The sequence below is a fragment of the Streptomyces sp. NPDC043861 genome (assembly GCF_056435905.1).
This window is the reverse complement of the sequence record NZ_JBWKDP010000007.1, coordinates 191,634-215,247: the sequence shown is the minus strand read 5'-3', so window position 1 is coordinate 215,247 and position 23,614 is coordinate 191,634. Positions and strand designations below refer to the sequence as shown.

The window sequence follows — 23,614 nt, the reverse complement described above, 5'->3', positions numbered from 1 at the left end:
ACTCAGCCGACCGCCTTGGGCAGCCGCAGGCTCAGCAGCACCGTGACGGCGACGCCGGCGAGTTGCACCAGCAACGTTGCCACCAGGGCGTCGCGCATGCCGAGGCCCGGAACCAGGCCCAGAAACAAGGATCCGAGCGTGGCGACTCCGAGCGCGAGCGCCGACTGCTGGGTGGTGATCATGACTCCGCTCCCCACCCCGGCACGGGCGGGCGGCACTTCGGAGAGGATGATCCGGAAGAGGACGGGCAACTGGAGGGCCTGGCCGAGACCCGCCACCGCGACGCCCGGCATCAGCGACACGATCCCCAGATCCGGCCAGTCCTGCCGGACGGCGAGGGCGATCAGGGCCACACCCACACCCTGGATCAGCCCGCCCGCGGTCACCACACGCGTCCCCCAGCGAGCGACGATACGAGGGCCCGCCAGTGATGTCGCGAAGAAGACGACCGCCATGGGCACCAGGGCGAGCCCCGCGGAGACCGGGCCGAGACGGGCCCCCTGCTGGAGAGCCACGGCGATGACGAACATGAAGCCGCTGAAGCCGATCGAGAACGGAACGACGATGACGAGCCCGCGACGCAGCGACGGCAGTCGGAACAGGCTCGGTGGCACGAGCGGCGTACGGCCGTTGCGGTCGGCCCGCTGTTCCACGCGGTAGAACGCATACGCCGAGAACGGGAACGCGGCCAGTGCGAGCCAGGTCCACAACGGCCATCCAGCGGCACGTCCCTCGGTCAGGGGTGCGAGCAGCGTCAACAGCGTGGTGGCGAGCAGCGCTGTGCCCGGTACGTCGATGGGTTCGGGCTGCTCGGAACGGGTCTCGGGGACGGTTCGTGCCCCGAGGAACAAGCCGGCCAGGACCACGGGGACGTTCACGAGGAAAACGGAGCGCCAGCCGGTGCCCGCAACGTCCAGGGCGACGAGGACTCCTCCCAGGATTTGCCCGGCGACCATGGAAAGGCCTGCGGTCGCGCCGTACATACCCATCGCGCGGCCGCGCCGCGGTCCCGAGGTCGCCGCCTGTATGGTGGCCAGCACCTGTGGCAGCATCAGCGCGGCAGCGGCGCCCTGAGCCACGCGTGCAGCGACCAGAGTCCAGGCGTCGGGGGCTATGCCGCAGGCCAGCGAGGTGACGCCGAAGGCTGCCATACCTCCGAGAAAGAGCCGACGGCGTCCGAACGTGTCACCGAGGCGGCCGCCGAGCACCAGCAGGACCGCGTAGGAGACGCCGTAGCCCGCGACGACGAGTTCGAGGGCCACCTCGCTCGCGGCGAGGTCCCGTCCGATCGCCGGAAGGGCGACATTGACGATGAAGTAGTCGATGAGGGGCAGGGCCGCGCCCAGGAGCACAGTGAACAGCCCGAGTCCGTCGAGTTCCGGTGCGGCCTTTGCACGCGTGCGGGCTCCGCTCTGGTCGGTCTGGAGAGTTCCGATTTCGGTCACGGGCTCCAGCCTTCACCGCAGCCGAGGCGGAAACCAGAGTCCCTTTATCCTGGTACAGGCACTACCTGGAAACAGGATCGGTGCTCCGGAACCCAGAGGGATGAGCACCATGGCGCAGCAGAGGCAGACCTCGCGACAGAAGGTTGACGGGGCACCAGGTCACATGGCGACGCAGGCGGCGGCAACCGCGGCGCAACCCTCGCCCCTACGCGAGTCCTTGCCCACGGCCCAGCCCTCGCCGTCGGCTCGGCCCCCACGCCCGGGCGAGTCCGAGATCCGGCGGCACGAACTGGCGGCGTTCCTGCGCAGTCGGCGCGAGCGGATCAGTCCCGAACGGGTAGGGCTGGAACGCGGACGCCGCAGGCGTACGCCGGGTCTGCGGCGCGAGGAGGTCGCGCAGCTCTCTGCCGTGGGCGTCACCTGGTACACATGGTTGGAGCAGGCCCGCGACATCCAGGTTTCCGTGCAGGTGCTCGACGCGCTCGCGCGCACCCTGCTGATGGACACCAGTGAGCGGGCCCATCTGTTCAATCTGGCGGGCGCCGTCGATCCCTCGCCGCGTACGCCCTGCCCGTCGGTCACGCCCGCACTGCGCGCGATGCTGGAGCGTCTGGAGCCGTTCCCGGCCTGCGTCCAGAACAGCAGGTACGACATCCTCGCGTACAACCGCACCTACGGTCGGCTGCTGTGCGATCTCGACGACGTCCCGCCCGAGAACCGCAACTGCATGCTCCTCATCCACACCAATGAGCAGTGGCGCTCTGCGGTCGTGGATCTCGAGGAGACAGCACGGATCATGGCCGCGAAGTTCCGCGCCTCCATGGCCGAGCATCTGGCCGAACCGGCCTGGAAGATACTCCTCCAACGACTGCAGGCCGCCTCTCCCGAATTCTGCGAGACGTGGGAGCGGCACGAGGTACTGGCGGCGCGCAGCAAGCGCAAACACATCCGCAACGCCCATGTCGGTCTGCTCCACGTCGACCACACGGATCTGTGGCTGGGCCCGGACGGTGGGCCCCGGATCGTCACGTACGTTCCCGTCGACGAGGAATCACGGGCCCGCCTGGTGCGGCTGCAGGAGCTGGCGCTCGAGCGTGTCTGACGGCGCCACGTGCGGAAGTCAGGTCGGGGGCGGCACGCAGGGACGCCTGGTTGTCAGCCCGCATCAGCTTCACGACACTCCGGTGCACTGCCCCGCCCGGGACGATACGGATGGTGCGGTGGTCGAGCGGGACCGGCACCGGCATGGACCATGCCGTAACCGCGGAACAGGGCGGACACCCACCGGCGAGGCTGGGAGTCGGTCCGCAGGCTTCGGGTACGTTGGTGCAGTGGAGCTCGATCCGTTCACGGATGTCCTCGACTACCCGCTCTATCTGGTGACCACCGCCGCGACGGGGCGGCGGTCGGGGTGCCTCGTGGGGTTCGCGTCCCAATGCTCCATCAATCCGCCGCAGTTCGTCGTCTGGCTGTCCAAGGCGAATCACACCCACACCGTGGCCCATGACGCTTCCCATCTGGGCGTTCACCTGCTGGATCGGCGCGATCGGGATCTGGCCGCCCTGTTCGGGTCGCTCACAGGCGACGAGGTCGACAAGTTCGAGCACGTGGCATGGCGCCCCAAGCAGGCCGGCGTCCCGGTCATCCCCAGCGCCCGCGCCTGGTTCGTCGGCCGGATCATGAGCCGGTTCGACGGCGGGGATCACACCGGATTCCTCCTGTCCCCTGTGGAGGTCTCACCTCCGGTGTCCGAGCGTCCCCTCTTGCTGTTCTTCAGCGATGTACAAGACCTCCCACCGGGCCATCCGGCCTGACCCGACCTGCGTGGGGCGGGACTCCTCTCCCGGCGAGGGCATCAGCAGCCGCTGAGCGGCGCGAGCAGGAGGGAGGTGCGAGCGCGGTTCGGGCCGGTGGCGCAGACGATGCCAGGCACCTCATGCACAGCTCCGGCCGCTCCGGATGCCCCATGGCCACCCGGGCCTTCAACTCACTTCAACTGATGCCGGGTCAGCCGGGAGTCGTCGCCCGGGAAGTCTCGCCGTGCGCTTCCCGGGTTGTGCTCGCTGTGCGCCGGTGAGCGGCCTCTGCGGCTGCTCCGACGGCCGCGTTCGCCGCGGCTGAGTTCCGCGCCGTCCGTTGACCCACGGGATGCAGTCGATCGCACGGCCACGATCACCATGCCGACGATGAACGGGCCATGTGCCGCCCAGTACCGAATGGGTCGCCGCCGTGCCGACGAGAAACTCCTGCCGGCAGATGAGTGGCCACGGGCCCGAGGCGCTACGACACGACAGCGGCGCCACCGGCGTGCGACTCGTCGGTTTCCGGATCGGGCAGCGGGTCCCTGAACTGCTCGCGAAGGTAGTTCCAGACCACCGCGATCATCGCGGCCACCGGCACTGCGAGCAGGCTGCCCACGATGCCGGCCAGGCTGCCGCCCAACGTCACCGCCAGCAGGACCACCGCAGCATGGAGGCCAAGGCCCCGGCTTTGGATCATCGGCTGCAACACATTGCCCTCGACCTGCTGCACCACGACGATGATCGCCAGCACGATCAACGCGTCTGTCGGCCCGTTCGACACCAACGCGATGAGCACTGCGACCAGACCGGCGAACAGGGCACCCACGATCGGCACGAATGCGGACACGAGGGTGAGTACTGCCAGAGGGAGCACCAGCGGAACTCCCAGGACCCACAGGCCGAGACCGATGAGGACGGCGTCGATCAGACCGACCAATGCCTGGGAACGCACGAACGCGCCCAGTGTGTCCCAGCTGCGCGCGACCACGATCGGGACGTGGGTGGCGAGCGAACCGGGCATCTGACGTGTGAGCCATGGCAGGAACCGAGGGCCGTCCTTGAGGAAGAAGAACATCAGGAAGAGCGCCAGGACAGCAGTGACCACACCGTTGACCACGGTGCCCACTCCGGTGACGACAGCGGTGACCATGCTGCCGGCACTGTCCTGGATACGGGCGATTGCGGCGTCAAAGGCGCTTGTGATCTGGTCGTCCCCGATGTTCAGCGGCGGCCCGGCACCCCACTCGCGCAACTTCTGGATGCCCTGGACCACACCGTCCGACAGCTCGCCTGCCTGAGACGCCACCGGCACCGCGATCAGCGCCACCACGCCCGCCGCGACCAGCAGGAACAGCACGGTCACGGCTGACGCAGCCATGGCGGGACGCCACCCGCGCGTGCGCAGGAAACGGGTCAGGGGCCAGGTCAACGTGGTGAGGAGCAGGCCCACGATGAGGGGCCAGACCACCGACCACATCCGGCCCAGCACCCATAGGGCCACAGCGACCGTCACGAGGACCAGTAGCAACTCGACGGACACACGTGCCGATGCGCCGAGCGCGGCGCGGGCTCTTGTGGAACTCAACCTGGCGGACATGGGTTCACCCTATTGGCACTCCGGTCGCACTCCGGAGTCGCCGCCCGTCAAAGCCCGTCCTCCGGGAGCTCGCCGGCCTGCTCGCGCCTATGGACGTCGGGGTGCCAAGCTGGGCAATCTCGCCGCGTTGAGGCATGCGTCGCTCCGGCGTTCGTGCTGTCTGCGGCCCCGGTTGCCCCGCGGACCGGACTCCCACTGTCCGTACAGGAGGCGCCCGGTCTCCGACTTCTCAGGCCGCGCTCGTCGGCGCGGTGAGCAGAGTTGCGGAACTTGAGTCCCACCGGAGACTTCTGCCTTCCCCAGGTCGCGTGATCGCGTCCGATGCGCGCCCGGTGGCCTGATCAGGCCGCCAGGGCCGAAGGTTCGCCCAGGCGGCGGGCGGCAATGCGCCAGGCAGCGCTGACGGCCTGGTGAGCGACCGCGGTCGCTACCGCGATTTCGGCAGGCAGTTGGATCGGTGCGCCGACGTGCACATGCATGCGGGGACGCCGGGCGGGGGCCGTCAGGAGTCCCGCGATCTGCTTGGTGCGGTTGCCGGAGGTGACCCGGCGTGCGCCGGCCTGGCCGACCGGGATGATGGGGGCGCCTGAGGCGAGAGCGAGGCGTGCAGGGCCGGTACGGAAGGATTCGGGCGCGGCTTCGGCAGCGTCTCTGCGGTGAGGCAGGCGCCCTTCGCCGTAGACGAGCACCCAGTGTCCGGCATCGAGCGCTGCCTCTGCCTGGTGCAGGGCGTCGGCCGCGCGGGTGGTGCGGCGGTGGACGGGGATGTGGCCGTCGCGGTCCAGGAGACAGCGCAGCACCGGCACCCGCCACAGGCCGGCAGTGGCGAGGATGACGGGTTCAATGTTCATCCGGCGCAGGGCTGCCAACACGATGCCCGGGTCTGCCAGGGACGTGTGATTGGCGACGAGGATGCCGGCGGCCGGGACACTGGCACGTTCGGCAGACGTCGTGAGGCGGCCGAGGGACGGGACGATCGTGGCGGCGATGCGGCTGAGCACGGGACTCCAACGGTTCGGACGGCGAGGTGATCTTCATCGTCCCGCTGGGGTCGACCGACCGCCTGAGTGCGCCTACTCATCTGTCCGGGTGCTGGGGTGCTCAGGTGATCGGTACTGGGTATCGGCTGCCTCCCGTGGCGGCATCCACCCGTGCTCGTGCAGCCTTCGAACAAGTTCGCCCGGCATCGACACCTGCGCCACAACCGGGCCGGCAATCCAGCAGGCCGGCACACGGCTGCAGAAAGCAGACTCCCGCGTGCATGCAGAAGGCCAGATGGGTTCGGCGGTTGCGCCCCGTCGGCACGTGAGCGGTCACGGCCGACGCTGCGCAGCCAGGGCATGGACCCGCATCATCCAGCACTCGGTGCTCAATCGTGCGAGGGGGCCCGGACTTCCGGGAGAGGGCCACAGCCCTCCCAGAGCCAGAACGGCCTCCCGCTACCGGCAGCCCCGGCGCGCTTGACGACACCCGGACGGCCAGCGGCATGAGGCGGCTCTGCGCGAGCTGGTGCGCGACGAGGATCAGGTCGACGTCCTGTCCGGCGCCGTCGTGCAGGTGGACTTCTACGGTGACTCCAGAGGAACCGTCAGCACGTCGCCTGGCAGGGGCTATGGATCGGCAGCGCGAGCTCCAAGGGTCCATCGTCGACCACCGGCCCGCCGAGGCGGCTCGCGACCGGCCGGGGCGGGGATGCCCTGCAGACCATCGCGTGCATTCGGGAGAAACTGGTCCCGATGCTCGCCGACCTCGACCGCTCTGCCGTCGCCTGCCGCGGACGCCGTCCTCCAGACGCTGGACTTGTACATGGCCGGACGTGCCTCCGAGCCGGCCCCTGAACATCCGCGAAGTCGCCAAGCCGCCGAAAGATCGTCAACGTGTCTTGTCGACCGCTTCAGTGGGCTGCGACCATCCCCGCATGGACTCGCGAGTAGTCGGAATACCCGACGTGGACGGCACCGAACAGGTGGCCGTTGTGATCGATGTGATGCGGGCGTTCACCACCGCCGCATGGGCTTTCCACCGCGGGGCAGACAAGATCGTTCTCGCTGCCGACACGGGCGAGGCGCTGGCGATCAAGGCGGGTCACCCGGGCTGGCTTGCGCTCAAGGACGGGGCGCCGGTCACCGGGTTCGACCTGGTCAACTCCCCTGGCCTGATCCAGGAAGCCGACTTGTCCGGCCGCACCGTGATTCAAAAGACCACCGCGGGAACGGTTGGGGCTCTGGCGGTTGTCGAGGCGAAATTGGCGCTGTGCGCCAGTTTTGTCGTGGCCGGCGCGACGGCCCGGGCCCTGGCGGATGCCGGCGCCGACTCGGTGACGTTCGTGGCCACCGGCGAGGACGGCCGTGCCGCCGAGGATCTGGCCTGCGCCGAGTACCTGGATCGGCTCCTGGCCGGGGATCGTCTCGACCCCGCCCCCTATCTGCACCGTGCCCGCACCTCCCGAGCCGCGGACGACCTGCGCGGCGGGCGACGCCGCGGTGCTCACCCGAGCGATGTGGAGTTGTGTGTGGAGGTCGACCGGTTCGACTTCGCCATGAAGGTCGGGCTCGAGGAAGGGATGGCAGTGCTGCGGCCACTCCGGACTCGACCAGATGCGGTGTCCGCTCCACACGCGCACGCTAGTTGACGAGCCGTTCCCGCCTCACGCTGTCGCGAGGTGGAGGGTGAGTACGGCTTGACGATGCCGGTGATGCGGGTGGTGCTGCCGCGCAGCTTGCGCAGCAGGCGCCAGCCCTTGAGCGTGGCCATGGCCTGCTCCCCACGGCGCGGATCTTCGCATGGACGACTTTGACCTCCTGCTTGCCGGCGTACAGGTTCCGGTGCTTGCCTCGGAAAGGGACGATCACGGTGCCTCCCGCAACCTGATGTCCCTTGTCCGCAAGGCGCTTGATGCCTGCCTCGGCCAGCGCGTCGACGACGCGGTGGGTGCGAGCGGCTGTGATGACGTGGGTGGCGCCGCAGCGTAGGTGGGCCAGGGCGAGTGACGCCTGCTGTCCGGCGGGGAGTTTGCGCCGGCGGGTGCCCAGCTCGCGCCGCCGGTGGGTGAGGTGCTGGCGAAGAAGCGCAACGCGTCCCACAGCCCAGGACGAGGCGCAGGGCCGCGCATGCCTGCACATCCGGCAGGGAAACTCATCAATGGCCCCGCCGGAAACTCGGCGGCTCAGTGAGGGGAATTCGCAGCCCACGGCGGGGAGGACGTGCCCTCGGCCCAGGCCGTGAGGGCAGGTTGATCGAGGCAGAGGATGCCGCACTGCTCGGCGTACTCCTCGGCCGGGCCAGTGAATTCCCCCGTGGTCACCACGGCGGCGATCTGGGCGTCGTGCACGGCAAAGCAGGTGCCTCCGAAGCGCTGCAGGTCCTGCGACCCAACCTTGTTGACGGGGCCGTACCGCTTGCACTGGATGACGATGCGCCGACCGTCGGGCGCAATGCCCAGCACATCAGCACCCAGGTCCCCCGCACCGCCCACCACCTGCACGTCGGTGCAGCCGTCGCGTTCACACAAGTCGGCGATCGCCCGTTCGAAAGCCTCGGGGTCCATCGCCGCGAAGTCGTACGACGTCTCGATCGACTGCGCTGTGCCCGGGGCGGGCTGGAGGGCGAGCCGCCGAGCGTTCCTGCGGCGCCCACCCCACAGTCCAAGGAAGACGAGGAACAAGCCGATCAGCGCGATCCCTGCGAGCGCCCCCCTCCATGCCCGAGGCCTTGACGAGCGATTTGAACATCAACCCACAGCCGCAGATCACCGTGCCGGTGAGGGCGAACCAGAGGAAGGTCTGTCTGAGGCTGAAGGCGACTCGGTCGGTCGGCCTCGGACGTCGGACGGGTATCGTCATGTGCGGCGCTCGCCTTCCACTGCATTCCCAAGATCGTCTTGAGTCCCTCTGCCCTGTTCGTGGGCGCTCTAACAGCTGTTTCTCGCGCTTCTCGGACAGCGGCGGTTCCGCAGTGTCCTCCGTCGGCGTCAGCGCGGTGATGTCGGTCCGGTCCAGCCCGGAAGACTCGTCGAGGAGGTTGTTGTTCACAGCAGACAACGGTGAGCCCACCTTTGATGTGCCTTGGAGGCCAGTCACAAGCGGACCCCGGCTATGCCGGCGCCGAAGCCCGAACTCCAGCTCTGACCAAGACAGTTCTCTATCAATGCGCCACCGCGCAGGCAGCCAGGGACGGTCGTTCATGAGCCGCGACTGCCTCACTGAGTCCCTCCCCCGCGGCGGGGAACGGCGCAAAACACGCGCTCCCCTGAACTCTTTTCGGCCCCGTGTCGCGGCGGGGGTGTTCGCGTGTGGGCCTCGGGTAGGCGTGCAGCGGGTCAGTCTCCTCGCTGTGGCCCCTTCCTCTCGTCGCTGGTGGTGCCTGTTCGTGGGGGACAGTCACTACCAGCGGCGGGGTAGCGAAGTACGAGCGCGACCCGAACACCGACGCCATGCCGGCACGCGCGAGTACCAGTAAGGCCGAGGGACACCTCGCAGCCACGACCACGATCCCACCCTGAAGGCGCTGGCCGCCCACTTCGAGCTCAGCGAGGACGAGGGGACCGAAGGCCTCATCGCGGCCGCCGGCTACCCCGGCCGCCGGCTGCCCGCCAGTTCCCTCGACATTCCCAACAACGACTCGGACGACGCCTCGGCCACCACCCTCGCCGACGGCCGCTCCTACGCCGACCACATCGGTATCCGCGACCATGCGATGGAGGACCTCATCGAGGACCTCCAGTCCCTCGCCCCCTCCTCACCCCGCTCGACGACCACGAACGCACCATCCCCGAACTCCACTTCGGCCAGGACACGACCCAAGCCCGATCGGTGCCGCACCCGGCATCTCCCGGATGCACGCCTGCCGCATCTTGACCACCCTGCGCATCGGTGTGCTCACCGAACACTGACCGAGCCACCTCCCGAGAGCGGGTCTGGACTGTCCGGGTGGCGGTACGCCACGGCCGGAGTGATGGTGGAGATGCCCGGCCCCTTTTTGCAGGGGGAAGGGCCAGAGGGAGTCACGCCGTCGTGCAGGTCCCGTGGAGGCGGGCAGCGGGCGGGTGTCTGCAACCACAACCCGGTACACGTGCTGCTTTGGCCCCGACGCCGCCGAGGGCACCGCCCCGGTGCGCGTCGTCGCCCAGGTGCCGCGTGCAGTGGTAGGCGGACGGCCGGCGCGGCAGCGTGCGAATGCATCCAACCCCGACCGGAACGGGTAGAGACACGTGCAGTGGTGGCACCGGCTGTCATGGGAAGCCGCAGCGATCCGGCGCTCGGCGCTCCGGGCCGTACAGGGGCCCGGGCGCGAACGCAACACACTCGTTCAGTCGATGAAGGCCGCTTTGGCAGCCGTACTGGCCTGGGCGGTGACAGGCTGGTGGTGGGATACCCCCATGGCCCTCATGGCGCCCTGGGCCGCTTTGGCATTGGTGCAGACGACCGTTTATCGCTCCCTGGTGTCCGCGGTCCAGCAGGTGGTCGTCATCGGCCTCGGTGCGGTGCTCGCTGCGGGAGCGGCAGCAACCACGGGGAACACCACGATGGCCATGGCGCTCGTCCTGCCCGTGACCGTGCTGCTCGGCAACTGGACACGGTTCGGTACGCAGGGCATCTATGCTCCCACCACCGCCCTCTTCGTCCTGGCGTACGGTTCCACATCATTCGCCGACGTCGGGCACAGGCTGCTGGAGACCCTGGTCGGTGCCCTCATCGGGATAGGTGTGAACGCGCTCGTCCTACCGCCGGTATACCTGACGGACGCGCGCGACCGCCTGGAACGGTTGCCGCAGGAGACGGCAGAGGTGCTGCGGACGATGGCGTCAGGCATGGAGCACGGATACGAACGGGCGGACGCCGAACGGTGGCACGAGCGCGTGCGCGGGCTCCACAGCAGCCTCGCCGCCCTGCGCGAGGCACGGGGCTGGACGAGGGAGAGCTACCGCTTCAACCCTGGCCACCGCCTTCGCCGCCTCGGTCCCGGCCTGCCGCCATCCCATCTGGACGCCGCCTGGGAAAGCGTTGCCCACCACCTCATGTCCCTGACCCGCCTCCTTGCCGACGCCGCAGGCGGCGCGCCTTCCCTGCGACCGCCTCACGCCGACGCGCTGGAACCCCTGGGGGAGATCTTTCGCTGTGCGGCCGACGCCTCCGCGCCGATGCCGGAACACATGACCCCACGGCGCCCCGGCGCGGAGTCCGGCAGACAGGAGAGGCGCGACGGCCCCCTGGCGGAAGCCTGGGGAGCACACAGGCGGCTGAAGGCCCTGGTCATCAGCGAGGACCAGGAGAGGGCCACCTCCCTGGGCGGCGTCGTGGCGAACACCCAGCAGTTGCTGTACGCCCTCGAACCGACGGACACGAACCCCTCGCAGCCCCTTCGGATGAAGGTGGCATGCGGGTCGAACGACGTGCGGGCCAGCCGGAGGTGAAGATCAGAGCTTGCCGGTGGCGTCCTGATATGGGTGAGTGGTGTGCTGACGCCTGCGGTGTCTTTCGAGTTGATCGCTGAGGTGTACGAGCGCTCCGGTACGGGGGCCGGTAGCGGTGGGCGGTCGGCGGTGCGACCCCGCGGGATCCCTGCCCAGATCGTCACCAGATCAGTGACAGACCCCGTTCATCCGACGCGACCGAACACTTCGACGAGTACGCGGACGACCAGGAAGAGGGCCGCTGTCGGCAGCGCGCGGCGCGGCCGCGACCGGACTTCGTTTCCGGTCGCGGTCACACTGACCTGGGTGTGTGACATGCCGGTCAGCAGCCGCCGGAGGGGGCCGGGGCGTCGATGGTGGGCGTTGGCGAGCCGCCACCGTACATTCACCGGAGGGTGAGCGGGGTCTCGGACTCGATGCGGGACAGTTTCTCGGGGTTGCGGACGTAGTAGAGGCCGGTGATGCAGGCGTCCTCGACACGGATCGCCATGACGCCGTCGATCTTGCCGTCCAGGCGTACGACGAGTGCCGGGCTGCCGTTGACCACGGTGGGCTCGCAGATGATCGTGACTCCGGCCTTGGCGGAGCCGCCGAGGTAGAAGCGGGCGACCTTCTCGGCGCCGATGACCGGCCGCAGCGCAGCCCGCTTGACCCCACCCCCGTCGCCCATGAAGACGACCTCCGGGGCGAGCACGTCGAGAAGGCCCTGCAGGTCCCTGGTTTCGAGCGCGCGCTGGAACGCCTCCAGAGCCGCCCGGGTCTTCCCCGGAGAGACCAGCCGGCGAGGGCGGCGCGCATTGACGTGCTGGCGGGCGCGGTGCGCGATCTGGCGGACGGCCGCGGGGCTCTTGTCGACGGCGGCAGCGATCTCGTCGTAGCCGACATCGAAAACTTCGCGCAGCACGAAAACGGCGCGCTCCGTCGGCGACAGCGTCTCGAGGACGAGCATCATCGCCATCGACACACTCTCGGCGAGCTCGACGTCCTCGGCCACGTCCGGTGCGGTGAGCAGCGGCTCGGGCAGCCACTGGCCGACATACGTCTCCCTGCGGCTCTTCATGGTGCGCAGCCGGTTGAGCGACTGCCGGGTCGTGATCCGGACCAGATAGGCGCGCCGGTCGCGCACCTGCCCCATGTCGACCTTCGCCCATCGCAGCCAGGTCTCCTGGAGGACGTCTTCGGCGTCGGCCGCAGATCCGAGCATCTCGTAGGCGACGGTGAAGAGCAGATTGCGGTGGGCGACGAACGTCTCGGTCGCCGGGTCGGTGGCGTGGTCGCTCATGTCTGTACCCCTCTCCTTCGCGGCCGACCCTGGTTGGCTACGGCCTTCGAGCGTGCATTCACAGCAAGATTCTCTTTCGTCAGCAGCCGTCTGACCCGCCTGTTCGGTGCGGTCGGGGGCGGGACGGAGGCACCACGCGGGGCACGGCTGTGACGCGCCGAGTTGACGACGATTCGTTGTTCAAGGGGCCGTTGATGAATGCCTACGTGCAGCGGCGCCCCGCGTCGAGGGCGTCGCCGCACGACATGCGCTCCGGATCCGTTGCGGTCGAACCGGATCGACCACGAGTGCCTGACTAGTGCTGTGACCGGATGCGTCTGCCGGGAAGCTCGCGACGTCCGGTGCATGGGGTCTCCCCCGGCCCCTTGGGGCCGAGGGGACGCATCGCAAGGCGGGGTATCGCCCTCGTACTGGATGTACTCGGTGAAGCTATCCGGTCACAGCGCTAGGCTGCCCGTTCAGCGATGGCCGGCGCCTTGCGGTGCTTGGCCTGCAGCAGTTGCTGGCGCCTGGCACCTCCGGAGACGCGGTGCAAGCTGTAGGAACCGGGCTCGCGTGCCTCGTCGGCCATGTGCTTGACGATGCCCCGGCACACGAACTCCTTGAGCCTGGCGCCCAGGCGACCGTCGATGTGGAACCACACCGCGACGTCGGACCTGTCGGCGAACTGGAAAATGCCGGCCCCTCGGCCCAGGCTGATGCACTGGGCGGCGAACGACTGGTTGAGGGTCGCGGGCTGCTCACCCGCGATCCGGCTGAGCACCGTGTCGGCGGCCCGCGCGCCGAGCGGCATCGCGGCCTGGCAGCTCATCCGGAACGGCTGGCCTGACGGTGCCGCCGAGTCCCCGGCCGCGACGATGTGCTCGTCGTCCACGCTGGTCAGCGTCTCGTCCGTGAGCAGACGGCCCAGGGCGTCGGTGCTCAGCCCGCTGCGCACGGCCAGGTCCGGCACGCCGAATCCGGCGGTCCAGATGGTCACCTTGCTCGGCAGCTCGCGGCCGCAGCTGAGCTGCACGGCATCCCGGGTCACTGCCGTCACCTTCGTATCGGGGCCGTCGAGCACGCTCACACCGAGCTTGGCCAGCCGGCCGGCCACCGAGCGTCGACCGCGCGGATGCAGGTACGGGCCGAGCACCCCGCCACAGACCAGGGTCACGGCGCGGCCCGCTTCCGCCAGCTCGGCAGCCGTCTCGATGCCGGTCGGACCCGCTCCGACAACCGTCACCGCGGCCGTCGCGGGCGCCACATCGAGGACCGGCCGCAGCCGCTGTGCCTCCTCCAGGGTCGCAATCGGGTAGGCGAACTCGGCCGCTCCGGGCACGCGCGGGTCGGCGCTGCCACTGCCCACCGCATAGATCAGGTAGTCGTAGCCGACAGTGCCGCCCGACGCCAGCGCCACACTGCGGTCGGCCGCGTCGATCCGTGCCACGGTGTCGACCACCAGCCGGACCCGCTCGGCCAGGACCGCTCGGTAGTCGACGACCGCGTCATCGGACGCGCCGACCAGTTGGTGCAGACGGACCCGATGGACGAAGGTCGGGCGCGGGTTGATCAGCGTCACGGTCACGTCGTCGCGCTGCGTCAGACGATTGGCCGCCATGACGCCGGCGTATCCGCCGCCGATCACGACCACATCGGTGCTCTCAGCCATGGTGTCTCCTCCGTTTCAAGCGGTTCGTGCACAAGACACCGCGTGATCGATCCCTGTGACAGCATGTGAGGCGGATCACTGCACGGGTCTGGGCTCGGCATCGGCGCCACCAGCTGCTTGGCCGGTGTCGCCGTCGCGAAGCCGGTGGCGACCTGCGGCTGGGTTGGCCGCCTACGCCGAACCGGCGTCACCACCCACGGGATGGTCACCGGCCGACAGCGCGATCACCAACGCGCTCGCAGCGGCAGGACCGCGCAGCCCCAACGGGCAGGTCGGGGCCATGTTTTCGGCCTGTCCGAGCGGCTGGATTCGGACGGGCTCAGCCGTTCGAAACCGGAGCCGGAACTCTGCTGAAAGACTCGGTGTGACAGTGAGCCGACCGATTCGGGGGTGTGGGGCTGTGGCGCAGCAGCGCAAGGGGTACTACCGGGCAGGGCACTACGTGAAGCCCTCCTCGGCTTCGAGCCGGTGGAAGAAGCCGTCCACGGGTGTGATTTTGGTGGTTGGTCTCCTGGCTGTCGCCGGGTGGAACACCCTGGTCGGGAACGACTCCAGCGACGCGGAGAAGACCCCTCAACCCCGCCCGTCGGGAGCCTCGACACCGGCTGTCCACGGTCAATGACCCCTGGTACGCCACAAGTTGGACAGTCGCCGCCGCGCCTTCCCGGGCCCAGCGCTGTCCACGCGCGGCGCTGGGGCGCACGCCTCTTGCGTCGTGGCTGCGTTCCGGCGCAGTTCCTGCCAGGCGCTGTGCCATTGCCGGATCTGGTCGTCCGGGACGCCGCAGGCGGACAGGTACGCGGCTGTGGTGCTCCAGGTGGCGGGAAGCGTGTCGCGGTTGACCAGTCTGCTGATGGTCCCTGTGGAGATCCGTCCGGCTGAGCGACGGCTGACCTCCTGCTGGGTCAGCCCGCTGGCCTCCCGCACGCCCGCGAGCTGCGCGAAGAAGCCGGTGGCGGTGCGGATCGAAGCCGGGTCGGGCCATAGGCGACGGTCGCGCTCAGGGTCGGCTGCGGCGGTTACGGGAGCGGTGGCAAGGGCGGTGGGAAGGTCCGCGTGGTTGCGGGCGAGCGCCACCCGGGCGCCACTGTTGCGGTTCCTGGCCTGCGGAACGGGGTGTCCCCGAGCTTCCAGAGTCAGACGCAGGTGTCGGTAGACGGTCTCCAGATCGAGCAGCGGCGGGCCGTCGGGGATGCCGTGGCGCAGCGTTTCGAGGAGTGCGCCGGTGAAGGCCGTGTGGGTGTCGCCGACCGGTGCCAGGGCGGTGCGGGTCTCGGCGGAGGCCGCGAGCAGGAAGGTGCCTTCCACTGCAGCCTGGTCGGCAATCCCTGGCGCAGCGCTCATCCTGCCGAGGGCGAGGCCGCTGTAGCAGCAGTCGAGGAGGACGATGTGCCGCTCCGCGCGGGAGTCCAGGAGGACTTGGCGCAACCAGTCATAGTTCAGGCTGGTCTCGATCCGGCCGGGCTGTGTGTGGGGCATGCTCAGAGCGAGCGCGTCGTGGGGGTCGATGAGACCGTGGCCGGTGTAGTAGACGATCAGGGTGTCGGTGGCCCCGGCAGCTGCCTCGCGCAGCGGGTCCATCACTGCCGCCGGGTCGGGCGGGTTCTCGACGACAGTCATGTGCGGGACGGGCATGCGCAGGGACAGCGGGCCGCCGAGGAGGTCGGCGAAGGCCTTCAGATTGTTCGTGACGGCCGGCAGCTGCTCGAGGTGGTCGTAGCGGCTCGTGCCGATCAGTACCGCCCGTGAGGCCCCCGGGTCGGGCAGGACGCTCACGCGTGCTGGTCCTCGTCCGGGGCAGCATCCAGCGCTCTGGTGGCCCGCTCGATCTCCTCGGGTGAGCAGTCGGTGAGGACGATGACCGTGTCGCCTCGGTGGATCTCCACCCGCGGCCTCTGGGGCCGGGTCTGCCGCCACGCCACCAGCGCCAGCACGAACGATGCCGCGCTCCAGCCATTTCCTGTCACCAACTGCAGCACCTCGAGAGCGGTGCCCATCTCCCCCGGCCGCGGAGTGTTCCCGCGCACCTCCGTCACAGCAGTCCTGCGCACATCCGGGTCCGACCTCAACCAGCCCTGCAACGAACGCAGTTCCCCCGCAACCGACTCCACCCGCACCTCTAACCGCACCCAAGCCTCCCGCCTGCGAGCAGGGTCGCCACCGTTGACGACCGCCGGCGGCTATCGTCCCCCACCGGCACAGCGCTTCGCACACACTCCGCAAGATCGCCCTCGGATTCGATATCGCCTGTGCAATACCGCCCTGGTCGAATATCGGCGAAGTGCACCCGCCCCGGGCCTGCTTCGGCCAACGGAGGTGCATGTGCTTCAGTGGGAGGGAAATGGATCAAGCGGTACGCGTCACGGTCCCCCGACCGCAGATGCGGGCCACACTGATCGTCAGGCCGAATGATCAGGAGTGCGACGTGCCACGATACGAGGACGCCCATCGCAGCAGTCTGAGCGACCCCGAAGAGTTCTGGCTGCGGGCCGCGGAGGCGATCGACTGGGAGCTGCCGCCCACGCGGGCGCTGGACGCCTCACGGCCACCGTTCCACCGCTGGTTCCCCGACGGACGGCTCAACACCTGTCACAACGCTCTCGACCGTCACATCGCCGCGGGCCACGGCGACCGCACCGCCTTGATCCACGACTCGGCCTACACAGGGGAGCGGCGTTCCTTCACCTACACCGAACTCCGGGACGAGGTGGCCCGGTTCGCCGGCGCACTGCGCGGTCTGGGCGTTGGTGCGGGCGATCGCGTCGTCATCTACCTCCCCATGGTGCCCCAGGCAGTCACCGCGATGCTCGCATGCGCCCGGCTCGGAGCCGTCCACTCCGTGGTCTTCGGCGGATTCGCACCCAAGGAGCTGGCCGCCCGCATCGACGATGCCCAACCCAAGGTCGTCCTCTCGGCGTCCTGCGGGATCGAGCCGAACCGTATCGTGGAGTACAAGCCCATCCTCGACGAGGCACTGCGGCTGTCCGCCCATCGCCCCGAGTCCGTCGTGGTCCTGCAGCGCGAACAGGCACGCGTGAACCTCGGCGAGGGCGAGCTGGACTGGGACGCATTGGTGGCCGGCGCCGAACCGGCCGACTGTGTGCCCGTGGCGGCGACCGACCCGCTCTACGTCCTCTACACATCCGGAACGACCGGCCGCCCCAAAGGAGTTGTGCGCGACAACGGAGGCCACGCCGTCGCCCTGGCTTGGTCGATGTCCGCGATCTACGACATCGGTCCCGGCGACGTGTGGTGGACGGCCTCGGACGTCGGATGGGTCGTCGGGCACTCCTACATCGTCTACGCGCCCCTGCTGGTGGGCGCGACCACCGTGCTCTACGAGGGCAAACCCGTAGGCACCCCGGACGCCGCGGCCTTCTGGCGGGTCATCGCCGAGCACAGGGTCAAGGCCTTGTTCACCGCCCCCACCGCGCTGCGCGCGGTGAAGAAGGTGGACCCCCGGGCCGACCTCTTGGCCGGTCACGACCTGAGCTGCTTTCACACACTCTTCCTGGCGGGCGAGCGCCTCGACCCCGAGACCTACCAGTGGGCGACTGACATCCTCGGTGTCCCGGTCGTCGACCACTGGTGGCAGACCGAGACCGGCTGGCCGGTGGCCGCCAACCTCCGTGGTCTGGCACCGATGCCGCTCAAGCCCGGCTCCCCCACGGCCCCCGTCCCCGGCTACGACGTCCGCATCCTCGACGAGACGGGCACGGAGATGCCGCGCGGCGGCGAGGGCGCCATCTGCATCAAGCTGCCGCTGCCGCCCGGCACGCTGCTGACCCTCTGGGGCGACGACCAGCGCTTTGTGGACTCCTACCTCTCTCGCTTCGACGGCTACTACCTCACCGGGGACGGAGGCTACATCGACGAGGACGGTTATCTGTTCGTCATGGGGCGCATGGATGACGTGATCAACGTCGCCGGGCACCGGCTGTCCACCGGTTCCATGGAAGCCGTCCTCGCCGGTCACCCCGCCGTCGCCGAGTGCGCCGTGATCGGGGTGGAGGACCGGCTCAAGGGCCAGGTGCCGCGCGGCCTCGTCGTACTCAAAGCCGGAATCGACACCGAACCGGAGCAGCTGCGCGCCGAACTCGTCGCAGCGGTCAGGTCCGAGATCGGCCCGGTCGCCTCCTTCAAGGAAGTCGACATCGTCGCCGGTCTGCCCAAGACCCGTTCGGGGAAGATCCTGCGGAAGGCCATGCGGTCCATCGCCGAGGGCCGCGAGGAGCCGGTGCCGTCGACGATCGAGGACGCCTCCGTGCTGGACGCTCTGCGGCCGGTGCTGCGACCCGAGAACGGGTGAGGCGGCGACAGCGCCAGGCGCGCGAGCCGTCCCATCGGCGCTGACCACCACGGCGGCGAACGGACCGTGTGGCGCAGGGCGGCCACGTACCGCAACCGCTGTGGGCCGCGCGATCCGGGCAGGCATTGGTGACGTGGTGGTGTCCGCATCCGGCTGGTGGCCTGCCGAGCCGCATTTCGGCGAGCGCGTCCGGCACTGCCCGCACCCCATCAGCAGTCGGTCATTGAATCGATGCCCTGCCCGGGTCCAGTTCGACCTGGCACTGTCCAGGTCGGGCAGGACGAGCCGCTGCGCGACGCCGTCGGACCAGTGGATCTCAACCGGGCAATCGGTGCGACGGGGGCTGCGGTGGGTGTGAGTCGGCCGGGCTGGGAGTATGGGGACATGGATATCCGCAGCAGGAACAACGTGACGGTGACCGGCCGTCCGGACGGACCGACGGTCGTGCTGGCGCACGGATTCGGCTGCGACCAGAACATGTGGCGGCTCATCCTCCCCGCCCTGACCGACCGCTACCGGGTGGTGCTCTTCGACTACGTCGGATCCGGCAGTTCGGACTTGTCCGCCTGGAGCGAGGAGCGCTACGCGTCGCTGGACGGCTACGCCCAGGACGTGGTGGACGTCTGTGGCGAGCTGGATCTTGAGCGGGCGGTGTTCGTCGGACATTCGGTCAGCGCCATGACCGGCGTGCTGGCCGCGCGCAAGGCACCCGAACGAATTGGTGCGCTGGTCATGGTGGCTCCCTCACCGTGCTACATCGACGACGACGGCTACCGCGGCGGGTTCACCGATGAGGACATCGATGAGCTGCTCGCGTCGCTGGAGTCGAACTATCTGGGCTGGTCCTCCGCGATGGCACCCATGATCATGGGCAACCCTGAGCGCCCCGAACTCGGGGCGGAGCTCACCAACAGTTTCTGCGCGACCGATCCGGACATGGCACGGGTCTTCGCCCGGGCCACGTTCCTGTCCGACAGTCGCCAGGATCTCGAGAGCGTGCGCGTTCCGACGCTGGTGCTGGAGTGCGTCCAGGACGTCATCGCGCCCCGCGAGGTCGGCGCGTTCGTGCACGCCGCGATCCCCTCCTCCCGCCTGGTCACCCTGAACGCCACCGGCCACTGCCCGCAATTGAGCGCGCCCGAGGCCACCGCGGAGGCCATCTTGGACTTCCTGGGTTCGTTTCAGTGATGTGCAGGACGGGTCAGGGTCAGGACCCCGAGCCGTCCGGGGCCGGGGACGAGGCCGGCACTGACGCGGTGTTCTCCGCACTGCTGGAGGACAGTGCCGAGGAGCTGTACGAGTCGGCTCCCTGCGGGTATCTGTCGACGCTGATGGACGGCACCATCGCAAAGGTCAACTCCACGCTGCTGGGCTGGCTTGGCATGGAGCGTGAAGCAGTGGTGGGCCGGCTGCGGTTCGTGGACCTGCTCACCGTCGGCGGCAAGCTGTACCACGAGACACACCTCGCGCCCCTGCTACGGATGCAGGGCGAGGTCAGCGGCATCGCTCTGGAGATGAGGACGACCAGCGGCCGCCGACTGCTCGTGCTGGTCTCTTCCGCCATCAAGCACGGCAGTGAGGGCGAGCCACTGCTGATCCGCACCACCATCTTCGACGCCGCCGATCGCCGCACCTACGAAGAGGAACTCCTGCGCCGCCAGCAGGAGGCCAAACGGGCACAGGCCGATGCCGAACAGGCGCGCAAGGAGGCGGAAGAAGCACGTCGACAAGCCGAGGCCGACCGGGCCCGACTGGCTGAGGCCCTGGCTGTGCTGCAGCAGTCGCTGCTGCCGACCTCCCTGCCGGCCGTGCCGGGGCTGGAGACGGCCGTCTGCTACCACACGGCGTCCGTCGACCGACTGGGCGGCGACTTCTACGACCTGTTCCCCGTCGGCGCCAACCGGTGGGGATTCTTCCTCGGCGACGTGTGCGGCAAAGGCCCCCAGGCCGCCGCCTTGACATCCCTGACCCGCTACACCCTGCGTACCGCCGCCCTCCACGACCCGGAACCGGCTGCCGCGCTGGCCACGCTGAACGCCGTCCTGCACGAGCGGTACGCGGCCAGCGGGGATCCCCGCTACTGCACCGCCATCTTCGGCATCGTCGATACCGGCGCAGACCCGGCCCGCCCCACGGTCCGCCTCGCCTCCGGCGGGCACCCCCCGGCCCTGGTCCTGCGCTCCGGCGGCCACGCCGAGTTCCTGCCCACCCCCGGGGGAATGCTCGTCGGTGTTCTGCCGACGGCACCCTTCGCCACCGCCGAAACCACCCTCGCGCCCGGCGACACTCTCCTGCTCTACACCGACGGCCTGACCGAAGCACGAACCGGACCCAGCCGTGACAGCCTCTACGGCGAAGGTGCCCTGCACGCTTTCGCCACCGCTCACGCTCCCTCCACCCCCCAGGAAACGATCACCGCACTGAGCGAACTGCTGGACAGCTTCGGTAGCGGCATCGACGACGACACCGCCCTGCTCGCCCTCGGGGTTCCCGCCTCCCATCCGCACAGTCGCCCTGCAACGAATCACGACCGATGAGCCCATTGAGAATCACCACTCGAATCGCCGCCACAGGGCCCGTTGTGGAAGTCAACGGCGACCTCGACCATGCGCAGGCCACCGCCCTACGGGATCAGGTCGAACGCCTCGCTCTGCAAACGGGCCAGCGCCTGGTCATCGACCTGACAAGCCTGCGGTTCTGCGACTCCACCGGCATCACCGCACTCCTCGCAGCCCGCCAGCATGCCCTGGCCGCCGGAGCCGACATCGCCCTGGCCGCGGTCCCTCGCGACACCCTGCGAATCCTGACCATCGTCGGTCTCGACCGGGTCTTCACGATCCGCCCCGCCGCTCCCACCGCCTGAACGAGTGGCCCAGGAACCCACTCCGACGCCACCTGGCTCCAGATCCTGCCTCGTTGTGCCGGCGTGTGGCCGGGCGCGGATGGCACGCCGACGGCCAGGCCCGCGGGCCCCTCTCGGCAGAGTGTTTGCAGGCCGTCCTCGAGGGCCGGCCGGTCAGGAGACCTCGGGCGCCGCAACCCCCGCACGGGCTGCGGAGCGGACCTTCCCACTCGCGTTGCGACGGGACCGGGACGGAGCAGGAGGGTGCGTCGGCCGGCTCGGGTGCGCTGCGCTGCCGGAATATCGGCAGGGAGACGGCGGTTCGCCGCGGGGGAATCAACCGCAACCCGGGGCGCAGCAGATCTCGACCCGGACTGATCCTGGAGCACTCCATGACCCGTTCGTTCCTGTTCCTGCTCGGCAGTGCCCGCGCGGACGGCAACACCGAACTGCTCGCCCGTGCGGCGGCGGAGCAGCTGCCGGGCGACATCGAGCAGCGGTGGCTGAACCTGGCGCAGCTCCGTCTGCCGGACTATCACGACGCGCGACATGAAGTGGGCCCATGGCCGCAGGAGGAGAGCGACGAGGCACTGGTGTGGGAGGCGACGCTGGCTGCCACCGATGTTGTGATCGTCTCGCCGCTCTACTGGTACTCCCTGTCGTCCTACGCCAAGCGCTATCTCGACTACTGGTCGAAGTGGCTGTCCACCCCGGATCCCGGCTTCAAGGCGAAGATGACCGGCCGCACCCTTTGGGGTGTGGCGGCCATGGCACACCGCGAGGAAGTCGTTGCCGAGCCATTGGTTCTCACCCTGCACCACACTGCGGCGTACATGGGCATGCGATTCGGCGGCGTGCTGCTCGGCAACGGCTCCCGGCCCGGCCAGGTACTCGCTGACGAACGGGCGGCCGCCCAGGCCAAGACATTCTTCGCCCGCGAGGCGCCCCTCGCCCGATTCCCCTTCGACGAGGATTGACTTCCGCTCCCCGCCCTGAAGGGCGGGGTGCCAAGGGCTGTCCCGTAATCTCCGGTGGATCAGCGCGCGGTGTCAGATGCATGGGGTCTCCCCGGGCTCGCCAGGGTCGGGGGAAGCATCGTCAGGCGGAGGGGTGTCCTCTACGGGGCGTATTCGGGCACTCCCACAGCGCAGCGTGGGGGTGCCTCCCAGCGGCAGCTGCGGGAGTGCCGTAGCTGCCGTCGTGCGCCCGCCGGGGATTACGGGACAGCCCTTGGCAAGACGGCAGGCCCGAACATCGGCTCGTGCCACTGGGCGCCGCCGGCGACCCGGTACCCGCGCGGCTCACGTACCTGCGAGACGGAGTCGTCGCCGATGCCGGACCCTCGGCGAAGACGAACGTCACGCTCCGAAGCCATTGGACGCGCTGATCTCATGATGCGGGCGACGGACTTGGGCGGCAGGCCGATCTGGTGGCGGAAACGGCTGTCGAACTGCCGCCATCCCCAGCCGGTCTGCTCCGCCAGCCGGCCGATGGGGACGGCTCCCGCGGTCCGACGCAGCACGCTCCATGCCCAAACCACCTGTGGCGAACAGGCCGGGCCCTCCTGCCACCACCGTCCCAACTCGTCGTCCAGCAGCCGGAAACGTTGCTCCCAGCCGGGCAGGCAGGCCAGCGCCTCGCTCAGGAGATAGACGCGGCGGCCGACGATGTCGGCCGGGTCGACGATGCGCTCGGCCCACTCGTACATGGCGCCCCCGAAGAGCGTGTATGCCGCCCACGGCGCGAGGGCCACCTCCACCCCGTACAGGTGACCGCTGTGCTCACCGAGCGTCGGCCGAGTGCGCAGCGCGGAGAGAAGACACGTGCGGTCCTCCCCGGACGGCCGATGGTCCGTCCGGTCGGCCGCACCGGCGATTTCGGCCAGATCCGTGATGCGCAGCCGGTGCTCGAAGCCCAACACCAGTGTCACGGCCCCGTCAGGGACTTCCAGGCGTCTTCGGGGTTCCCCCAACGACAGCCGGTAACCGCGGTACTGCACGACCCCTGGACGCAATCGCTGGTCGGGACGTTGCCAGGCCAGTTCCCAGCCGCCTCCCGGTTCCGCGAAGTAGTGCACCCCACCACCCCCGTACCAAGCATGCGCGCGGGACACCGCCGTCGCTGCCCCGGATTCAGCCGACCGCGAGAGACACATCCCACGTCGTCGAGGGGATCGTGCTGCCGCTTCGGAGCCCGGCGCGTCCGGGCGCCTGATCGGCGGTCGGCCTCCGGCCTCCGGCCTCCGGGCTCCGGGCTCCGGGCGATGCAGAGGCG

At 69.3% G+C, this 23,614-nt stretch carries 18 protein-coding genes and 1 pseudogene; 9 read left to right on the top strand and 10 right to left on the bottom strand.

Translation table 11 applies throughout. From position 1 onward, the window contains the following. Nucleotides 1-2: 2 nt before the first annotated feature. Nucleotides 3-1,436, bottom strand: coding sequence for an MFS transporter (locus AC068D_RS18620; protein WP_478824228.1), 1,434 nt, complete (start codon nucleotides 1,434-1,436; stop codon nucleotides 3-5). Between the two features lie 118 nt (nucleotides 1,437-1,554). Here AC068D_RS18620 and AC068D_RS18615 point away from each other — a divergent pair, with 118 nt between their 5' ends. Beyond that, entirely contained in the window at nucleotides 1,555-2,547 is a 993-nt protein-coding gene (locus AC068D_RS18615; protein WP_478824095.1) for a helix-turn-helix transcriptional regulator, read from the top strand. Between the two features lie 229 nt (nucleotides 2,548-2,776). Continuing rightward, nucleotides 2,777-3,259 (top strand): flavin reductase family protein, encoded by a 483-nt coding sequence (locus AC068D_RS18610; protein ID WP_478824094.1) that lies wholly within the window; start codon nucleotides 2,777-2,779, stop codon nucleotides 3,257-3,259. A 466-nt stretch (nucleotides 3,260-3,725) separates the two neighbouring features. On the opposite strand, the gene AC068D_RS18605 is transcribed toward AC068D_RS18610, so the two are convergent. Together AC068D_RS18605 and AC068D_RS18600 are read right to left on the bottom strand one after the other, a co-directional pair. After that, nucleotides 3,726-4,844: an AI-2E family transporter gene (locus AC068D_RS18605; RefSeq protein WP_478824093.1), complete on the bottom strand. Its 1,119-nt coding sequence runs from the start codon at nucleotides 4,842-4,844 to the stop codon at nucleotides 3,726-3,728. Nucleotides 4,845-5,185: 341 nt separating this feature from the next. Further along, a complete protein-coding gene (locus AC068D_RS18600) occupies nucleotides 5,186-5,845 on the bottom strand; it encodes a lysophospholipid acyltransferase family protein (RefSeq protein ID WP_478824092.1) in 660 nt (219 codons plus the stop codon). A 917-nt stretch (nucleotides 5,846-6,762) separates the two neighbouring features. On the opposite strand from AC068D_RS18600, the gene AC068D_RS18595 reads away from it, so the two are divergent. Beyond that, entirely contained in the window at nucleotides 6,763-7,476 is a 714-nt protein-coding gene (locus AC068D_RS18595) for a 2-phosphosulfolactate phosphatase (protein ID WP_478824091.1), read from the top strand. A gap of 15 nt (nucleotides 7,477-7,491) precedes the next feature. On the opposite strand, the pseudogene AC068D_RS18590 reads toward AC068D_RS18595, so the two are convergent. Next, nucleotides 7,492-7,807, bottom strand: a pseudogene (locus tag AC068D_RS18590) (transposase family protein); the annotation flags it as partial. Nucleotides 7,808-8,010: 203 nt separating this feature from the next. Further along, nucleotides 8,011-8,508, bottom strand: coding sequence for a restriction endonuclease (locus tag AC068D_RS18585; RefSeq protein ID WP_478824090.1), 498 nt, complete (start codon nucleotides 8,506-8,508; stop codon nucleotides 8,011-8,013). A 1,650-nt stretch (nucleotides 8,509-10,158) separates the two neighbouring features. Between AC068D_RS18585 and AC068D_RS18580 the strand changes: the two genes are divergently transcribed. Beyond that, entirely contained in the window at nucleotides 10,159-11,256 is a 1,098-nt protein-coding gene (locus AC068D_RS18580; RefSeq protein WP_478824089.1) for an FUSC family protein, read from the top strand. Between the two features lie 385 nt (nucleotides 11,257-11,641). On the opposite strand, the gene AC068D_RS18575 is transcribed toward AC068D_RS18580, so the two are convergent. The 4 genes from AC068D_RS18575 to AC068D_RS18560 all read right to left on the bottom strand — a co-directional run bounded on the left by AC068D_RS18575 (nucleotide 11,642) and on the right by AC068D_RS18560 (nucleotide 16,300). Continuing rightward, nucleotides 11,642-12,538 carry an RNA polymerase sigma-70 factor gene (locus AC068D_RS18575; protein ID WP_478824088.1) on the bottom strand — a complete coding sequence of 299 codons (897 nt, stop codon included), beginning with the start codon at nucleotides 12,536-12,538 and terminating at the stop codon, nucleotides 11,642-11,644. Nucleotides 12,539-12,983: 445 nt separating this feature from the next. After that, the gene (locus AC068D_RS18570) at nucleotides 12,984-14,189 is read right to left on the bottom strand and encodes an NAD(P)/FAD-dependent oxidoreductase (RefSeq protein ID WP_478824087.1); all 1,206 of its coding nucleotides are present in this window, start codon (nucleotides 14,187-14,189) and stop codon (nucleotides 12,984-12,986) included. A 615-nt stretch (nucleotides 14,190-14,804) separates the two neighbouring features. Beyond that, a complete protein-coding gene (locus AC068D_RS18565; protein WP_478824086.1) occupies nucleotides 14,805-15,965 on the bottom strand; it encodes a caspase, EACC1-associated type in 1,161 nt (386 codons plus the stop codon). Continuing rightward, nucleotides 15,962-16,300 carry an effector-associated constant component EACC1 gene (locus tag AC068D_RS18560; RefSeq protein ID WP_478824227.1) on the bottom strand — a complete coding sequence of 113 codons (339 nt, stop codon included), beginning with the start codon at nucleotides 16,298-16,300 and terminating at the stop codon, nucleotides 15,962-15,964. Before AC068D_RS18560 ends, AC068D_RS18565 begins: the two co-directional genes overlap by 4 nt. A 314-nt stretch (nucleotides 16,301-16,614) precedes the next feature. Here AC068D_RS18560 and AC068D_RS18555 point away from each other — a divergent pair, with 314 nt between their 5' ends. From AC068D_RS18555 to AC068D_RS18535, 5 genes are all read left to right on the top strand, one after another. Next, on the top strand, nucleotides 16,615-18,498 hold the full coding sequence (locus tag AC068D_RS18555; protein WP_478824085.1) for a propionyl-CoA synthetase: 1,884 nt from the start codon (nucleotides 16,615-16,617) through the stop codon (nucleotides 18,496-18,498). Nucleotides 18,499-18,882: 384 nt separating this feature from the next. Then, nucleotides 18,883-19,686, top strand: a complete 804-nt coding sequence (locus AC068D_RS18550) for an alpha/beta fold hydrolase (RefSeq protein WP_478824084.1) — start codon at nucleotides 18,883-18,885, stop codon at nucleotides 19,684-19,686. Beyond that, complete coding sequence (locus tag AC068D_RS18545; protein WP_478824083.1) at nucleotides 19,686-21,035, top strand: PP2C family protein-serine/threonine phosphatase; 1,350 nt, start codon at nucleotides 19,686-19,688, stop codon at nucleotides 21,033-21,035. Before AC068D_RS18550 ends, AC068D_RS18545 begins: the two co-directional genes overlap by 1 nt. Beyond that, complete coding sequence (locus AC068D_RS18540) at nucleotides 21,032-21,361, top strand: STAS domain-containing protein (RefSeq protein WP_478824082.1); 330 nt, start codon at nucleotides 21,032-21,034, stop codon at nucleotides 21,359-21,361. The genes AC068D_RS18545 and AC068D_RS18540 overlap by 4 nt, the downstream gene beginning before the upstream one ends. Before the next feature lie 371 nt (nucleotides 21,362-21,732). Beyond that, nucleotides 21,733-22,317, top strand: coding sequence for a flavodoxin family protein (locus tag AC068D_RS18535; RefSeq protein ID WP_478824081.1), 585 nt, complete (start codon nucleotides 21,733-21,735; stop codon nucleotides 22,315-22,317). A gap of 239 nt (nucleotides 22,318-22,556) precedes the next feature. On the opposite strand, the gene AC068D_RS18530 is transcribed toward AC068D_RS18535, so the two are convergent. Beyond that, on the bottom strand, nucleotides 22,557-23,417 hold the full coding sequence (locus AC068D_RS18530) for a helix-turn-helix domain-containing protein (protein ID WP_478824080.1): 861 nt from the start codon (nucleotides 23,415-23,417) through the stop codon (nucleotides 22,557-22,559). Nucleotides 23,418-23,614 lie beyond the last annotated feature (197 nt).

Coding starts and splice junctions, on each gene's coding strand:
- AC068D_RS18605 (WP_478824093.1), bottom strand. CDS start 4,844: ATGTCCGCCAGGTTGAGTTCCACAAGAGCCCGCGCCGCGCTCGGCGCA.
- AC068D_RS18550 (WP_478824084.1), top strand. CDS start 18,883: ATGGATATCCGCAGCAGGAACAACGTGACGGTGACCGGCCGTCCGGAC.
- AC068D_RS18595 (WP_478824091.1), top strand. CDS start 6,763: ATGGACTCGCGAGTAGTCGGAATACCCGACGTGGACGGCACCGAACAG.
- AC068D_RS18575 (WP_478824088.1), bottom strand. CDS start 12,538: ATGAGCGACCACGCCACCGACCCGGCGACCGAGACGTTCGTCGCCCAC.
- AC068D_RS18580 (WP_478824089.1), top strand. CDS start 10,159: ATGAAGGCCGCTTTGGCAGCCGTACTGGCCTGGGCGGTGACAGGCTGG.
- AC068D_RS18545 (WP_478824083.1), top strand. CDS start 19,686: ATGTGCAGGACGGGTCAGGGTCAGGACCCCGAGCCGTCCGGGGCCGGG.
- AC068D_RS18540 (WP_478824082.1), top strand. CDS start 21,032: ATGAGCCCATTGAGAATCACCACTCGAATCGCCGCCACAGGGCCCGTT.
- AC068D_RS18570 (WP_478824087.1), bottom strand. CDS start 14,189: ATGGCTGAGAGCACCGATGTGGTCGTGATCGGCGGCGGATACGCCGGC.
- AC068D_RS18535 (WP_478824081.1), top strand. CDS start 21,733: ATGACCCGTTCGTTCCTGTTCCTGCTCGGCAGTGCCCGCGCGGACGGC.
- AC068D_RS18615 (WP_478824095.1), top strand. CDS start 1,555: ATGGCGCAGCAGAGGCAGACCTCGCGACAGAAGGTTGACGGGGCACCA.